This is a genomic window from Sphingomonas azotifigens NBRC 15497 (genome assembly GCF_002091475.1).
Taxonomy (GTDB): Bacteria; Pseudomonadota; Alphaproteobacteria; order Sphingomonadales; family Sphingomonadaceae; genus Sphingomonas; species Sphingomonas azotifigens.
Genome location: NZ_BCTR01000021.1, coordinates 12,845 through 28,691, shown reverse-complemented (window position 1 = coordinate 28,691; position 15,847 = coordinate 12,845). Strand labels below are relative to the sequence as shown.

Sequence of the window (15,847 nt, the reverse complement as noted above, 5' to 3'; positions counted from 1 at the left end):
CGCAAACAATGCCGGTCAACCGGCCGTGCGGGCGCTCGCGAACGATTGCATTCGGAGTGGCGCGCACTTATTCGATTGTGCAGGAGGGGGGATGAGCAAACCTAGCCGGCGTAGCCGGGGCAGCATCACCGTACAGGACGTAGCCCGTGAGGCGGGCGTATCCGCGATGACCGTTTCGCGAGTCGTCAACGGTGGCACCAATGTGCGCGAGGCAACCCGCGAGGCCGTGCTCGCGGCGATCGCCAAGCTCAACTATTCGCCGAACAGCGCGGCGCGCAGCCTTGCCGCGGGCGAGGCGACGCAGATCGGGCTGCTCTACTCGAACCCGTCGGCTGCCTATCTCTCGCAATTCCTGATCGGCGCCCTTGCCGCCGCCCGGCGCGCGGGCTGCCATCTGGTGCTGGAGGCCTGCGAGGGCGAGCGGCCCGAGGAGCAGGCGGAGGCGACCCGCGGCTTCGTGCAGACGCATGTCCAGGGCGTGATCCTGCCGCCGCCGCTGTCCGAATCGGGCCCGGTGCGCGCCGAGCTGGAAGCGGCGGGGATCCCCTGGGTGTCGGTCGCGATGGGCCTGCCGCCCGAGGGCAGCCTCAACGTCCGCATCGACGATTTTGCCGCTGCCGCCGCGATGACCAGGCACCTGATCGACATGGGGCACCGTCATATCGGCTTCATCCGCGGCAACCCCAACCAGACCTCCAGCGCCGAGCGCTACCGCGGCTTCTGCGCCGCGATCGAGGAGGCGGGGCTGGAGCTTGCCGCGATGCCGGTGGAGCAGGGCTTTTTCACCTTCCGCTCCGGCATTGTCGCCAGCGAGGCGATGCTCGATCTGCCGAAGCCGCCGACCGCGATCTTCGCCAGCAACGACGACATGGCCGCGGCCGCCGTGGGCGTCGCGCATCGCCGCGGCCTGCACGTGCCGCAGGATCTGAGCGTGGTCGGCTTCGACGACACCGCGCTCGCCACCACCATGTGGCCCGAGCTGACCACGGTGCGCCAGCCGATCGCGGCGATGGCCGAGGCGGCGCTGACCATGCTGCTCGACGAGCTGCGCGCGCCGGTTCGCACCGATCATGCCGAACAAGTGCTTGCACATCAGCTGATCGTGCGCGAATCCTGCGCCCCGCCGCCCAAGGCGTAACCACGGCGGACGACAACGTTGGCAGAAAGTTGCGCCTGCGCATCTGCCCCCTTGCTTTTCCGGGTTGCACGGGCCAGCGTTACCGCTAACAAATCGCCCCACATTCCGGGGCGACTAGGAGAGGGATCGGATGAACCAGACAGCGGAGAAGGCCAATATCGGCCTGATCGGCGCGATCGTGGCGGTGGCCACGATCGGCGGATTGCTTTTCGGATATGACAGCGGCGCGGTGAACGGCACCCAGCCGGGCCTGCAGGCCGCGTTCCAGCTCGACGAGGCCGGGCTCGGCTTCACGGTCGGCTCGCTGCTGATCGGCTGCTTCATCGGTGCGTTCTTCGCCGGCACGCTGGCCGACGCGATCGGCCGCCGCAACGTGATGCGGCTCGCCGCCTTCATCTTCCTCGTCGGCGCGCTGGCGCAGGGCTTCGCGCACCTCCACGGCGTGTTCGTCGTCGCCCGGATCGCCGGCGGCATCGCGGTCGGCGCCGCATCGGTCCTCTCGCCCGCCTATATCTCCGAAGTCGCGCCCGCGAACATTCGCGGCCGGATGACGACGGTGCAGCAGATCATGATCATCTCCGGCCTCACCGCCGCGTTCGTGGTCAACTATTACCTCGCCGCCGCCGCCGGCGCCTCGACCCAGCCCTTCTGGGCCGGTCTCGAAGCCTGGCGCTGGATGTACCTGATGCAGTCGATCCCGGCCGCGGTGTTCCTGGTCGCGCTGTTCTTCATTCCGGAGAGCCCGCGCTACCTCGTCGCCAAGGGCCGCACCGAGGAAGCGACCAAGGTGCTGACCGACCTGTTCGGCCCGAACACCGCCCGCACCAAGCTGGAGGAAATCCGCGCGAGCTTCAGCGCCGATCACCGCCCGAGCTTCCGCGACCTGATCGATCCGCGCACCGGCGGCATCCGCCCGATCCTGTGGGCGGGCCTGGTGATCGCGGTGTTCCAGCAGCTCGTCGGCATCAACGTGATCTTCTACTATGGCTCGACGCTGTGGCAGCTGGCCGGCTTCACGGAGGCGGATTCGCTGCTGATCAACATCGTCTCGGGCGCGGTGTCGATCGCCGCCTGCCTCGTCACCATCGGCCTGGTCGACAAGATCGGCCGCAAGCCGCTGCTGCTGATCGGCTCGGCGGGCATGGCGGTGACGCTGTTCGTGCTGGTCTATGCCTTCGGCCATGGCTCGCTCGATCCGGCCGGCAAGCTGGTGCTCTCGCCCGATCTCGGCAAGACCGCCGTGGTTGCTGCCAATCTCTACGTGATCTTCTTCAACATCAGCTGGGGCCCGGTGATGTGGGTGATGCTCGGCGAGATGTTCCCGAACCAGATCCGCGGCTCGGCGCTGGCGGTGTGCGGCTTTGCCCAGTGGTTCGCCAACTACCTGATCGCGCAGAGCTTCCCGGTGATGGCGTCCAAGCTCGGCCTGGCTGCCAGCTACACCTTCTACGCCGTCTGCGCGGCGGTCAGCTTCTTCCTCGTCCTGCGGTTCATCAAGGAAACCAAGGGCAAGGAACTGGAGGCGATGGAGGGGTAAGACCCTCCAGCCCCTTCCTTCTGTGCTCCCCTCCCGCTTGCGGGAGGGGCTGGGGGAGGGGAGTTTTGATCTTGGCGGGCGGGGTTGTTCCAGCCCCTCCCCCGACCCCTCCCGCAAGCGGGGGGGGGATTTTGTTTGGGGAGTTTGAAATCGTGACCCGCACGCCTGCCCGTCCGTTCCGATCGCGCGAATGGTTCGCCGCCCCCGGCCGCGCCGACATGGCCGCGCTCTATCTCGAGCGCTTCATGAACTACGGCATCACGCCGGCGGAGCTGACCTCGGGCAAGCCGATCATCGGCATCGCGCAGTCGGGCAGCGACATCGCGCCGTGCAACCGCATCCATCTGGAGACGGTGAAGCGCGCCCGTGAGGGCATCCTCGCGGCGGGCGGCATTCCGATGGAATTCCCGCTCCACCCGATCTTCGAGAATTGTAGGCGGCCGACTGCGGCGCTCGACCGCAATCTCGCCTATCTCGGCCTGGTCGAGATCCTCAACGGCTATCCGATCGACGCGGTGATCCTGACGACCGGCTGCGACAAGACCACGCCCTCGTCGCTGATGGCCGCTTCCACCGTCGACATCCCGGCGATCGTCCTGTCGGGCGGGCCGATGCTCGACGGCTGGCACGAAGGCGAGCTGGTCGGCTCGGGCACGGTGATCTGGCGCTCGCGCCGCAAGATGGCGGCGGGCGAGATCGACGAGGCCGAGTTCCTCCGCCGCGCGATGGAGAGCGCGCCCTCGTCGGGCCATTGCAACACCATGGGCACCGCCTCGACGATGAACAGCATGGCCGAGGGCCTAGGCATGTCGCTGCCCGGCTGCGCGATGATCCCGGCGCCGTATCGCGAGCGCGGGCAGATCGCCTACGAGACCGGCAAGCGCATCGTCGAGATGGCGTACGAGGATCTCCGCCCGTCGAAGATCCTGACCAAGCAGAGCTTCCTCAACGCGATCAAGCTGCTCACCGCGATCGGCGGTTCGACCAATGCCCAGCCGCACCTCAACGCGATGGCCGCGCATGCCGGCATCACCATCACCCCCGAGGACTGGCAGACCGGTTACGACCTGCCGCTGATCGTCAACATGCAGCCGGCGGGGCAATATCTGTCCGAGCGCTTCCACCGCGCCGGCGGCATCCCCGCGGTGCTCAAGCTGCTGGTCGATGCCGGCATCCTCGACGGCAGCGTCGCGACGTGCACCGGCAAGACCATGGCGGAGAATGTCGCCGAGGCGCGCGTTCTCGATCAGGAGGTCATCTTCCCGATCGACAAGCCGCTGATGGAGAAGGCCGGATTCCTGGTGCTCACCGGCAACCTGTTCGACATGGCGATCATGAAGACCAGCGTGATCTCCGAGCAGTTCCGCGCGCGCTACCTCTCCACCCCGGGGCAGGAGGGCGTGTTCGAGGTCCGCGCGGTGGTGTTCGACGGGTCGGACGATTATCACCACCGTATCAACGATCCGGCGCTCGCCATCGACGACAATTGCATCCTGGTGATCCGCGGCGCGGGCGTGCTGGGCTGGCCGGGCTCGGCGGAAGTCGTCAACATGCAGCCGCCCGACGCGATCCTGCAAAAGGGCATCCAGAGCCTGCCGACGTTGGGCGACGGTCGCCAATCGGGCACGTCGGACAGCCCGTCGATCCTCAACGCCTCGCCGGAGAGCGCGGCGGGCGGGGGGCTTTCGTGGCTGCGCACCGGCGACGTGATCCGGATCGACCTGAATGCGGGCCGCGTCGACGCGCTGGTCGAGGCGGACGAGATCGCGCGGCGGAAGGGCGAGCCCGCGCCGCCGATCCCGCCGAGCAATACGCCGTGGGAAGAGCTGTACCGCGAGAAGTCGGGCCAGCTGCACGAAGGCGGGGTGCTCGAGTTCGCGACCAAATATCGCGGGACTGGGCTGAAGGTGCCGCGGCACAACCATTGATCGGGTGGGGTGGGGGTCACCCTTTCCACCAGTCCTCCGTCATTCCCGCGCAGGCGGGAATCCATTTGCCAGGACGCCGGGGGAAAGAGCCTCGGCATCAGCGCCAATGGATCCCCGCCTGCGCGGGGATGACGATGGTGGCGTGGCGAGCGGCGTCCGCTTGTCTAAGACTCAATCCCCCTCCGGCCCATTCCGGAGATGGAAAGTGTCACCCGCCAGTGATAGTTAACCATCGCCAACAACAGGGGATGGACGGGGTGGACGAAACGGCACCGGCGAAGCGGCCGCGCAATGCGGCGAATACGCGGGGCGTGATTCTGGCGGCGGCCAAGACGCTGCTCGCCGAACAGGGCTTTGCCCGCTGGGGCGTGAACGCGATCGCGCGCGCTTCGGGCTATGACAAGCAGCTGATCTACCGCTATTTCGGCGGGATGGACGGGCTCGCCGAGGCGATTGCCGCCGATGTTTCCGCCTGGATGGAAACCGCGCTGGTCCGTCCCGAGAATGTGCCGCCGCCGGCGACCTATGCCGAAATGATGGCGCGCGTCGCGGTCGCGCTGCTCGATGCGCTGCGCAGCGACCCGCTGGCGCAGAAGATCCTCGCCTGGGAGCTCTCCGCCCCCTCCAAGCTCGCCACCGCCTTTACCGAAGCGCGGGGCAAGGCGCTGAGCGCCTGGATCGCGCGCGAGCGGGGCACGCTGCAGCGGCCGGCGGGCATCGACGCGCCGGTGCTCAATGCGCTGCTGATCGCGTCGATCCAGCAACTCGTGCTCTCGGGCGCGACCAACGGCCGCTTCCTGGGGCTCGACCTGTCGAACGACGCCGGCTGGGAGCGGGTACGCGGTGGCATCGCCGGCCTCACCCGGGCGATGTACCAATAGGTCAACGGGTAGTGCTTCAGCTTTTCGGCGGGGGCGCGATCCCGTATTTGGCGGCGCGGGTGGCGACGCGCGGTGCAATCGCGGTCGCCGCGGCGATGTCCTTGGCGGCGGTCTCGCTCTGGCCCATCCGCGCCTCGACCACGCCGCGCAGATAGAGCGTCCAGGCCTGGCGCGGGCGGATCGCCAGCGCGGCGTTGAGGTCGGCGAGCGCGGCTGCCCAATCGCCCTCGCGAAACGCTACCAGGGCCCGGCTGTCGAGATAGGCGGCGTTGGAGGGGAGCGCACGCACCGCCGCGTCACAGTCGCTGCGGGCCCGCTTCAGGTCGCGATTGGCCAGCGCCAGCGCCCAGCAGCGGCCGTTCTGCGCGTCGGCGCGGCTGCCATCCTCGCGGTGCGTGGCGAGCCACAGGTCATATTGGCCGACGGCCGAATCGAACGCGTCGAGCGAGGTGTAGAGATGCGCGACGCGCAGCCGCTGCATCGCCTCGCGCGGCAACTGCCCGGCGACCAGATCGAGGTCCTCCATCGCGCCCCGGGCATTGCCGGCCCGCTCGCGCACCTCGGCACGGGTGAGCCGAGTGCCGGTGTCGGCTGGATCGAGCGCGAGCGACGCATCGAGGTCGTCCATCGCCAGGATCGGCCGGCCCGCGGCCAGATAGACCAGCGCCCGCTGCCGCAGATAGCGCGGATCCTTCGGCGCCAGTGTCACGGCCTGCGAATAGGCTTCGATCGCGTGCGGCAGGTCGCGCTGCGTCTGGTACATCGCGCCCTGGCGGGCATAGCCCTCCGCGTCCAGTGTCGCACCGGCTGCGGGGGCGCCCTGGGTGCTGAAGCCGCTGGCGGTGTCCAGCTTCGCATTCGCGTCGAACAGGCGGCCGCCGGTATAGGTGAAGTAGATGCGGTGCTGGACGTTCGAGACATAGACCCGGTGGGAGACGAAATAGTCGGCACCGAGCAGCATGTCGGTATCGAGGTCGCCCATGTCGGCCATGCGCAGCCGCACATTGTGCAGTTCCTCGTTGCCGATCCTGAGCAGCTTGAAACTGGCGATCCAGCCCTGCTGGGCGCGCTTGCCGACACCGAAGGACCAGCCGGCCTGCTCTACCCCCGGATCGCCAGGCTTCACCCCCGCCCGTGCGGCCGCGCGCAGCGAGATCACGGTGCGTTCGGCGCCGGTGTCGAACGTCGCCTTCAGCTTCGCGCCGTCCAGCTCGACCGTGCCGACCGTATGGTTGCGCGCTTCCTCCTTGGACTGGATCGGGATCTCGAAGAACGGCTTGCCTTCGGTCCAATAGGCGAAGGCGATCTTGCCGCAATTCTTCGGCCGGAACAGCCGGACCGCGCCATTCGGGAAATCATATTCGACATCACCGAGGCCGAGGACGTTCTGGCCGATAAGCCCGGTCTGGCCGGTGTCGGACCCGCCGACGAGAAATTCCACATTGGGAATGTCTGCGCCGGCAAGGCCGAAATGCGCCACGCGCGCGACTTGAGTATTGACGCTTCCCCCGATGCCGCGAAGCTGGAAGCCCGGCGGAGCGGCAGAAAGCGGAAGATCCAGCGCCCTGGCTACCGGTTGGGGGATCAGGCTGTAAAAGGCGCCGCTGTCGAGCAGGAAGGGCGCCGGCTTGCCGTTGACCGTAGTCTCGACGATCGGCTCCAGGCCCTTCATCGTGACCTTGAGTTCGGCGACCTTGGCGAATTGGCAACTGCCGGCAAGCGCTGGGGTCGCGCCGCTCGCCGCAAGCAATGCCGAAACCCACAGGCGTGCGATACGCTGGCCGTTCATCGACTTCCCCCCTTGGTGCCCGCCCGCGCGGATTTCGGGTTCTGGCAGGAGAAAGCCTAGGGCGGCAAGATGACGCGAGCCTTACGCATCGCGGGTTTGGGCGCGATTGTTGTGAAAGTGCAGGCCGCCGGTAGGGGCCCTCCCCAGAACGGTGTCGGGGAGGGAAGGGGGGTCAGGCGCCGACGCGGATCATCGTGCCGGGCAGGCCCGGCACCGTCACGCGGAAGCTGAACAGGTCGCCCGAGGTCGGCCGAGCCGCTTTGTCTTCGGCGGAAAGATGCTTGTTGGCGGTGGTGGCGAACACCGTCTTCAGGTCAGGTCCGCCGAACGCGATCTTGGTGATGGCGTCGACCGGGAACGACACGGTCTCGACCAGTTCGCCCGCGGGCGAATAGCGGCGCACTTCGGAGCCGGCATAGAGACTAACCCACACAAAGCCTTCGCTGTCGACGCACGGGCCGTCCGGGAAGCCTTCGCCCTCGGCGATGCGGACGAACTCCCGGGGATTCGCCAGCGTGCCGTCTGCAGCGATGTCGCAGGCATAGACGACGGCGCCCAGCGTATCGACATGGTAGATCGTCTTGCCGTCGGGCGAGACCGCCGGCCCATTGGTGATCGAGACCTTGGGGGTGGAGGGCACGCAGCTGCCGTCCGCCGCGAGGCGATAGATGGTGCCGGTGGCATCGCTTTCGCCATCGTCCATCGTGCCGAACCACAGTCGGCCTTGCGGATCGACGGTGCCGTCGTTGAGGCGGTTGCCGGGCAGGCCGGGCTCGGGATCGACCAGCGGGGTAAAGCTGCCGTCTGCCGGGTCGAACCGCGCGAGGCCGGTCTGCAGGCCTGCGACGAAGCCGCCGCTGGCGCAGGGCAGCGCGAAACCCACCTGCGCCGGCGCGTCCCAGCTCTGCTTGTCGCCGGTGGCGGGATCATAGCGGTGGATCTTGTGGCTCTTGATGTCGACGAACCACAGCGCGGCGTCGCGCTCCACCCACACCGGGCCTTCAAGAAGCGGGGCTGCGAGCCCCCACACGCTCTCCGGCGCCGAAACCACCACCTTGTCGGTCATCTTATCTCCAGCCTGCATCCACGAAGAATTCGTGGCTCGTTATCAGTCGGGCGTCGTCGGATGCAAGGAAGAGCGCCAGCGCGGCGATATCGTCGGGCACCAGCCGGCCGGGCAGGCACTGCGCCTTGACGATCTCGGCCTCGCCCTCGGGCGTGTACCACTTCATCTGGCGCGGCGTCTTGACGTTGCCGGGGACGATGCAGACCGATCGGATGCCATCGGGACCCAGCTCGCGCGCGAGACTGCGGGTGAGACCCTCGATCGCCGCCTTGGCGGTCTGGTAGAGCGTCAGTTCCTCCAGTGCGAGGTGCCAGGAGATCGAGCCGAGGTTGATGATCACGCCGGCGCGCTTCGCCTTCATCGCCGGGATCACCGCCTGCGCCATGAAGAACTGGTGGCGCAGGTTCACGTTCATGCGGTTGTCCCAGTACTCCGGGGTCACCTGCTCGATCGTGTGGCGGTCGTCGTTCGCGGCGTTGTTGAGCAGCACGTCGAACGCGCCCTCGGCCTCGATCAGCGCCTGTACCTGCGCCTGCGCGCCGCGGATGTCGGTGAGGTCGACCTTGTAGAAGCGCGGCGCGATGGCGGCGCCCGACAGGCTGGCGACCAGCGCCTTCGAATCGTCCTCGGCGATGTCGAAGAAGGTCACGTCCGCGCCCTGGCGAACGAACCCTTCGACCAGCCCGGCGCCGATCCCCGAACCACCGCCGGTGATCAGGATGCGCTTGCCCTTCAGGCTCGGATAGACGGCACGCTCAGCGGCCGGAATCGGGCCCTGCTGGAGATCGGCTTGCGACATGAAGACCCTTATGCGTTCGAGAGAAGGCCGCGCGCGGCGAGGTTGCGCATCAGATCGCGGATGCCGAACGTCCAGGGCGCGGCGGCCTTCGACGTGGTGACGCGGTTGACGAGCGTGCCGAGCTTCGGCGTGGAGATGCGGACGATGTCGCCCGGCTTGTGGGTGAAGCCGCGGCCGGGGTGGTCGCGATCCTGCACCGGCGCGAACAGCGTGCCGAGGAACAGCGCGAAGCCGTCCGGATACTGGTGCTCGCTCAGCGTCTGGCGGACGAGATCGGTGGGATCGCGGCTGATCTCGCTCATCTTGTTGGTGCCCGAGAGGCGATAGCCCTCCGGCCCGTCGATGGTGAGGTCGACCACCGCGCCGCGCACATCGTCCATGGTGAAATGGTCGTCGAACAGGCGGATGAACGGGCCGATCGCGGTCGAGGCGTTGTTGTCCTTCGCCTTGCCGAGCAGCAGCGCGCTGCGGCCCTCGAAGTCGCGCAGGTTGACATCGTTGCCGAGCGTCGCGCCCTTGATCGTACCGTTGCGATCGACCGCGAGGACGATTTCGGGTTCGGGATTGTTCCAGTCGCTGTCCGAGCGGATTCCGATCTCGGCACCCCAGCCCATCGACGACAGCACCGGCGCCTTGGTGAACACCTCGGCGTCCGGCCCGATCGCCACTTCGAGGTACTGCGACCACATGCCGGCATCGATCAGCGCGGCCTTGAGGCTGGCGGCTTCCGCCGTGCCGGGGACGACCGAGCGGATGCCCGAGCCGACCTTGGCTTCGAGGTCGCCGCGGATCTCGGCGGCCTTGGCCGAATCGCCGCGGGCGCGTTCCTCGATCACCCGCTCCAGTGCCGAAACGGCGAAGGTGACGCCGCAGGCCTTCACGCACTGCAGGTCGACCGGCGCCAGAATCGCCGGCGCCGAGTCGGTGCCGAGCGCCTCGATGCTGCACAGCACCTCGCCGCTGAGCGTGGCGATGTCGTCGCGCTCCAGCAGGTCGGCGACGGTGGGGGCGGTGGCCGATACGTCGATCACCTGGCCGTCGCGCAGGATCACGGGGCTGGGGCCGGCGGGCGTAGCCACGCGGCCGACCAGGATGGCCTGCGCATGATCGGCAGGCAGCATGTCACGAAGCGCTTCCAAGGGACCTCTCGCCAAGTTTGTGTCTGATTGTGATAGCGCTACCATTGCCGCTCCGCCAACGCAAATGTCAAGCATCCGAAATACGCGTCCGTCCCGCGATTTCAAATGTGAGAAAGGATTTCCGCCACGATTACCTCCGGCGCCCGCATCGCGCCCCCCTCGCTGGCACGAACCACGCGCCACGGGCCGAGCAGGTTCGCGGCGACGATTGCCTCGTAGTTGCCGCGCACCCGCTGTTGCAGGGCAATGTCTGCCTCATATTCGTCGAAACTGCGATCGGTGTAGCTGCGCTGCGCCTTTTGCAGGATGAGTTCGCGGGCGAGGTCCCAGGGCGTGTCGAGATAGATCGACAGGCGCGGGCGGGGCAGGGCGAACTGGCCGGTCTCCAGCGCGAGGATCCAGTCCATCAGCGCGCGGCCCTCGCCGCCGCCCAGCTTGGCGCCCTGATAGGCCATGTTCGAGGCGATGTAGCGATCTAGCACCACCACGTCGTGCGTCGCCTGCGCCTCGAGCAGCGCGTCGCGCCACTCGAACCGATCGAGCGCATAGAGCACGGCGGCGGCGTGGGGCGTGACGGGGACGGGGAGTTCGCCGGCGAGCATCTTGCCGATCGTCACCCCGGCGACGGTCTCGCCATAGCGCGGAAAGCCGAGCACGGTGGCGGTGCGCCCCGATGCCTGCAGCGCCGCGCACAGCCCGCGCGCGGCGGTGTTCTTGCCGACGCCGTCGGCACCCTCGATCGCGATGAGTTCACCCATGCGGGCGCCATAGCATGCTGCGGCGGGTTGTCATCAAGACTCCCCGGGCGCCTAAACTCCCCTCCCGCAAGCGGGAGGGGGATTAGACGGTCAATGCAGCGAAGCCGTCTCCGGCGGCGTGCAGAGCAATGCGCAGGGGCCTTCGCCGTCGAGCGGCAGGATCGCGGTAAGCGTGGCGGCGCCCCCGGCATGGTCGAGCAGCCAGTTGGGCTCGGCGATGGCGGGGCGCTGCGGCGAGAAGGCGACCCCGATCCCGTCGGTGATCACGCCCAGCCGCCGCGGTGGGCTGGGCCAGCGACCGGCGAGATAGGTGAGGCAAGCACAGGCCGCATCCTGCAGCGCGCCTTCGTCGCTGTCCTCGGGGCAGAAGCCTTCGGGGCTGGCATCGATTTCGGCGATCACGCGGAAATCGTCGCCGCGCCACCAGATCATCCGCAACGAACCATCGAGTTCCTGCTGGAGACCCAGAAAGAGCCGACCGTCGGCCGGGAGCAAGGGCTGCGCACAGCGCACCATCTCCGCGGCCAGTTCGGTAAGCTTGTAGTTCGACCGGGGCAGCATCTGCATCGCACCTCGGCCGGTAGGCTGGGAATCTCGGGACATCGGGTCATTCCGCGAAGGGTTACCCTCGCATTATAGAATGATTACGCCCCGAGTGGTATCAATGCAGTGCTGCGCTGTTCGGCACCGGTGCTGCAACGATTGCAATCGCTTCGATGGTCTCGCGGTTCGCCTCGGCGGCGACGACCGTGTCGATGCTCGCCGGCTGGATCGCGACGACGCTGGAGAGCAGGTTGTGCGGCTGGTTGGCGTCCGGCAGGATCGGCGTTGCGTTGATCGGGGCCGGCTGGCGGCGCTTGGTTGCGGCAGGCGCGCCATATTCGGCCATCACCGAGAAGCGCGGGTCGGCAGCGGCGATCTCGGCAATCACCTTGGCGGCGCGCTTGGTGATCTGGCGGACGCGCTCCTTGGTGACGCCGGTCTCGAGCGAGAGATCGTCGAGCGTGGCGGTCTGGAACACGCGGCGGGCAACGATCTCGCGATCACGCTCCAGCTTGGCTTCGAGCTTTTCCAGCTCCGACGGATCGATACCGTGGGTGGCGGTGCGGAGACGCGGGCCGTCGCGGCGCATCGCGGCTTCCTCCCGCTTCGGGCGGGGGCGGCGGCGGAGCTGCTCGATGCCGACCTTGCGGAGATGATCGACATAGGCCTCGATCAGCGAGGCGATCGCACCGTCGGCGAGGTAATCCGAAGCAGCGCTCTCGGTGCGCTCCAGAGCGTCCTCGTCCTCGATCATCGCCTCGGGCGACATCTCGTCGCCGTCCGCCGAGCTGACCATCGCGCTGAGCGAAACGGTGGTGGCTTCGACCTTCTTCGCCGAGGGGCGCTGGTCGGTCATCAGGCGGAAACGCAGGCTCTGCAGCTCGCCGCGGATCTGCCAGTTGACGAAGGTGGTGAACTGGGCCTTTTCCGGCTCATAGGCCTGGATGGCGCGGTGCACGGCGATGGCGCAGCACTGCTCGGCATCATCCCAGTGCGCGGTCAGGCCATATTGGCGGATGAAGTGGCGGATGCGGGGAGCGATGAGCTTGAGGATCCGAGCGAAGGCCCGATCGACTTCGGCGCGCTGACGGGCAGTCTGCTTGCTGTCCTTGGGCGAGTTCTCGATGACGGTTTGGACTGCGGCCTCGAGAGCGATCGTGATCTTCGACATGCGTATTCCCCTGTTTCAGCGCCGGTCCGATCGTTTCGGCGCCGTCGACAGGGGACACATTTCGTCTGAAACCTTTAAGGGAGTGCTAATCCGGGGCTTAGGTAGTTTCCGAAAGCACGCTCCCAAACCTTATAGCAAGGCCGATTCGCTTGGCGAGGCAAGTGCTTGAAAAAATGATGGTTAACGGGCGGTGAGCAGAATCGCTAACCACGCCTCGAATGGCCGAAAACGGCAGTTTTACGAGGAAAATTTGTCCGGTTGGACGTGGCGATCGATGAAATCGAGTAACCATTGCCGGTGGGCGCGGGTGGCGTCGCCAGCGGTGGCGATCCGGTGCTCGGCCGCGGACCCGCCGACCTGTGCCGCGAGCAATTCGCGGGCGCGGGCTGCATCAATATTTCCGGCAAGAAATTTCTTTGCATCGCCCAGCCCGAGATGGTGGCTGAGATAGGCCGCCTTGGCCAAGGTTTCCGAATCGGCCCGTACGGCAAGGCCGGCCGATTCGAGATGCTGCAGGTTGTTGCGCGCCATGTCGGCAACGCTGAGAATCGAGGCCTGCGGATCGTAACGCAGCGACAGCAGCTCGCTGCGGCGGGCGGGATCGACCTTGCCGTTTTCCTTCAACCAGCCGCGTGCCTTGGCAACATCGTTGAGCCAGGTGCCGCTCTGTTCGGCGAGCGTCTGCCAGGTGCCGCTGAGGAACTGCCCGAGCCCGGCCGCGCTGGAGCGGGGGTTGCGCGACAGCGGGTTCCAACTGCCGTCATGGCCCTTGCCGGCTTCGGCATCGACGATCGCCGCGAGCGCAGAGGCGGGGACGCCGCTGCGCGCCTCGGCGGCGGCGAGGGTATCCGCATAGCGGGTGTTGGCGCCTAGCGAGAGCGTGCCGGAGGCGCCGCTTGCGCCCTGCGAGCCGCCGGAGCCTGCAAGCAGGCGGATGCCCGGTACCGAAGCGGGCAGGGCAGCGCGATCGGCCACCGCATTCGTGCGGGCTGTCGGCAGCGCGCCCTTGGACAGCGCGGCCGCTTCGTCGGTGGCGTCCTCGTCGTGGCAGGAACAGGCGCACTGGCAGTTGCAGCGCCCCTTGGCCGAACGCGGCGCCTGGGTGCCGAGCAGTTCGAGCAGCGAATCCATCGCCATGTCCGATCCGCCGCCGAGCGGATTGCGCGTCTTGGCCGAGTCGCGCTCGCCATCGCCGATCGCGGCGCGCCACAACCGGGTGGAGAGCTCGGACTGCGCCTGCGCGTAGATCACGTTGGCGCGCTGCGCCGGCGTGAGCGCGGCAAGATCGGTACGGTGGATCATGCTGCCTTCACCGGCATCCGCTTGCGCTCGCGCAGGAAGCGCGCGGCGGCAATGTCGTCGATCGCCGCCTGCTCGGCGGCTTCGGCTTCGCGTTCCGCATCGGTGCGGAAGCGTTCGGCGGCGCCTTCGATCGCGCGAAACGTACCATAGGCCTCGCGCGCCTGTTCGCGCAGCGCGACCAATCGCGCCTGCTCCGCCTGGATCTCCTCGGCCAGCCGCGCCTGGGCGAGCTTGGCGGTGGCCAGCCAGGCATCGGAGGCGAAGGGCAGGGCGTGGGCGAGGATGCGCTCCTCGCGCGTCCGCGCGGTGAGGTCGCGCGCCTGCTGCTCATAGCTGGCAATGCGCTCGATCGCCGCGCCGATCGCGACCTTGAGGTCGTCGACGGTGCGCTGCTGCATGCGAAGCGCGGTATCGAACGGCGTCCTCATGCGGCGAGACCCACGTCATGGCCATGGCCCGGATCGCCCGAGGCTTCGCCCGTGAGGATTGCCGCCAGCTCGGCGAACGCCGCATCGGCATGGCCCTGGTCGTTTTTGCCTTGGTTCAGGAGCGTCTCGATTCGTGGTGCCAGTGCGACGGCGCGGTCCACCTCGGGCGACGAGCCGGCCTTGTAGGCGCCCAGCCGCACCATCTCCTCCATGTCGGCATAGGTCGACAGCAGCTTGCGCGCGGCGAGACGGATCTCGTTCTGCTCGTGCTCGAGGCAGTGGGGCAGGGTACGCGATACCGACTTGAGCACGTCGATCGCGGGGTAGCGGCCGCGTTCGGCGATCGCGCGGCGCATCACGACATGGCCGTCGAGGATGCCGCGCACCGCATCGGCGACCGGCTCGTTATGGTCGTCGCCATCGACGAGGACGGTGAACAGCCCGGTGATCATGCCCGCTCCCGGTGCGCCTGGGCCGGCGCGCTCCAGCAGGCGCGGCAGTTCGGCGAAGACGGTAGGCGTATAGCCCTTGGTCGCCGGCGGCTCGCCCGAGGCGAGACCGATCTCGCGTTGCGCCATGGCGAAGCGGGTGACCGAATCCATCAGGCAGAGCACGTTGAGGCCCTGGTCGCGGAAATGCTCGGCGACGGCGAGGGTGGTCCAGGCTGCCTGGCGGCGCATCAGCGCCGGTTCGTCCGAAGTGGCGACGACGACGACCGAGCGGGCCATGCCCTCGGGCCCCAGATCGTCCTCGATGAATTCCTGCACTTCGCGGCCGCGTTCGCCGATCAGGCCGATCACCGCGACGTCGCACTGCGTCCAGCGCGCGAGCATCGACAGCAGCACCGATTTGCCGACACCCGAGCCGGCGAACAGGCCGAGGCGCTGGCCGCGGCACAGCGGCACGAAGGTGTCGAGGCAGCGCACGCCGGTCTCGATCCGCTCGGCGACGCGGGCGCGGCCGGCAGCGGCCGGCGGGGAAGCCTTGATGGGCTGCGGATCCGCGCCATTGGCCAGCGGCCCCTGTCCGTCGACCGGCCGGCCGAGGCCGTTGATCATCCGGCCGAGCCATGCCTTGGAGGGGCGGACGGTGAACTGGCCGGCGCCGAGTTCGGCAACCGCGCCGAGGCCGACGCCCTGCGGATCCACGAACGGCAGGCACAGCGCGACGCCGCGATCGAGTGCGGTGACTTCGGCTTCGACCGTGCCGGTGGGGGACTGGATTTCGACGCGACTGCCGATCTGGGCGACGCCGGTCAGCCCTTCGACTTCGATGAGCGCGCCGCGCACCGCCACCACGCGCCCGAAGCGACGGTCCGGGACCATGTCCCGGATCGCGCGGGCGGCACTGGCGAGCGTCTGCATCGCG

The 15,847-nt window shown here is 67.9% G+C and carries 14 protein-coding genes; 4 read left to right on the top strand and 10 right to left on the bottom strand.

Features of this window, described 5'->3' with window-relative positions; translation table 11 throughout:
- The first annotated feature begins 91 nt into the window (after positions 1-91).
- The 4 genes from SAZ01S_RS09035 (at position 92) to SAZ01S_RS09020 (ending at position 5,484) form a co-directional block, all read left to right on the top strand.
- Positions 92-1,138: a LacI family DNA-binding transcriptional regulator gene (locus SAZ01S_RS09035; RefSeq protein WP_084581945.1), complete on the top strand. Its 1,047-nt coding sequence runs from the start codon at positions 92-94 to the stop codon at positions 1,136-1,138.
- A gap of 130 nt (positions 1,139-1,268) precedes the next feature.
- A complete protein-coding gene (locus SAZ01S_RS09030) occupies positions 1,269-2,675 on the top strand; it encodes a sugar porter family MFS transporter (protein ID WP_084581944.1) in 1,407 nt (468 codons plus the stop codon).
- A gap of 149 nt (positions 2,676-2,824) precedes the next feature.
- Complete coding sequence (locus SAZ01S_RS09025) at positions 2,825-4,603, top strand: IlvD/Edd family dehydratase (protein ID WP_245824748.1); 1,779 nt, start codon at positions 2,825-2,827, stop codon at positions 4,601-4,603.
- Positions 4,604-4,851: 248 nt separating this feature from the next.
- Entirely contained in the window at positions 4,852-5,484 is a 633-nt protein-coding gene (locus SAZ01S_RS09020) for a TetR/AcrR family transcriptional regulator (protein WP_084581942.1), read from the top strand.
- A gap of 16 nt (positions 5,485-5,500) precedes the next feature.
- Here SAZ01S_RS09020 and SAZ01S_RS09015 read toward each other — a convergent pair whose 3' ends face one another.
- The 10 genes from SAZ01S_RS09015 to fliI all read right to left on the bottom strand — a co-directional run bounded on the left by SAZ01S_RS09015 (position 5,501) and on the right by fliI (position 15,843).
- The gene (locus SAZ01S_RS09015; RefSeq protein WP_084581941.1) at positions 5,501-7,273 is read right to left on the bottom strand and encodes a retroviral-like aspartic protease family protein; all 1,773 of its coding nucleotides are present in this window, start codon (positions 7,271-7,273) and stop codon (positions 5,501-5,503) included.
- 172 nt (positions 7,274-7,445) lie between these two features.
- Positions 7,446-8,339, bottom strand: coding sequence for an SMP-30/gluconolactonase/LRE family protein (locus SAZ01S_RS09010; protein ID WP_084581940.1), 894 nt, complete (start codon positions 8,337-8,339; stop codon positions 7,446-7,448).
- Position 8,340: 1 nt separating this feature from the next.
- Positions 8,341-9,138, bottom strand: a complete 798-nt coding sequence (gene xylB / locus SAZ01S_RS09005) for a D-xylose 1-dehydrogenase (protein WP_084581939.1) — start codon at positions 9,136-9,138, stop codon at positions 8,341-8,343.
- Positions 9,139-9,146: 8 nt separating this feature from the next.
- A complete protein-coding gene (locus tag SAZ01S_RS09000) occupies positions 9,147-10,259 on the bottom strand; it encodes a fumarylacetoacetate hydrolase family protein (RefSeq protein ID WP_084581938.1) in 1,113 nt (370 codons plus the stop codon).
- Positions 10,260-10,378: 119 nt separating this feature from the next.
- Entirely contained in the window at positions 10,379-11,035 is a 657-nt protein-coding gene (locus SAZ01S_RS08995; protein WP_084581937.1) for a dTMP kinase, read from the bottom strand.
- A gap of 90 nt (positions 11,036-11,125) precedes the next feature.
- Positions 11,126-11,602, bottom strand: coding sequence for a hypothetical protein (locus SAZ01S_RS08990; RefSeq protein WP_245824733.1), 477 nt, complete (start codon positions 11,600-11,602; stop codon positions 11,126-11,128).
- Positions 11,603-11,696: 94 nt separating this feature from the next.
- Positions 11,697-12,749, bottom strand: a complete 1,053-nt coding sequence (locus SAZ01S_RS08985; protein ID WP_084581936.1) for a sigma factor-like helix-turn-helix DNA-binding protein — start codon at positions 12,747-12,749, stop codon at positions 11,697-11,699.
- A 237-nt stretch (positions 12,750-12,986) separates the two neighbouring features.
- Positions 12,987-14,051 (bottom strand): lysozyme family protein, encoded by a 1,065-nt coding sequence (locus SAZ01S_RS08980; RefSeq protein ID WP_084581935.1) that lies wholly within the window; start codon positions 14,049-14,051, stop codon positions 12,987-12,989.
- Positions 14,048-14,479, bottom strand: coding sequence for a hypothetical protein (locus SAZ01S_RS08975; protein WP_084581934.1), 432 nt, complete (start codon positions 14,477-14,479; stop codon positions 14,048-14,050). The genes SAZ01S_RS08980 and SAZ01S_RS08975 overlap by 4 nt, the downstream gene beginning before the upstream one ends.
- Positions 14,476-15,843, bottom strand: coding sequence for a flagellar protein export ATPase FliI (fliI, locus tag SAZ01S_RS08970; protein ID WP_084581933.1), 1,368 nt, complete (start codon positions 15,841-15,843; stop codon positions 14,476-14,478). The genes SAZ01S_RS08975 and fliI overlap by 4 nt, the downstream gene beginning before the upstream one ends.
- Positions 15,844-15,847 lie beyond the last annotated feature (4 nt).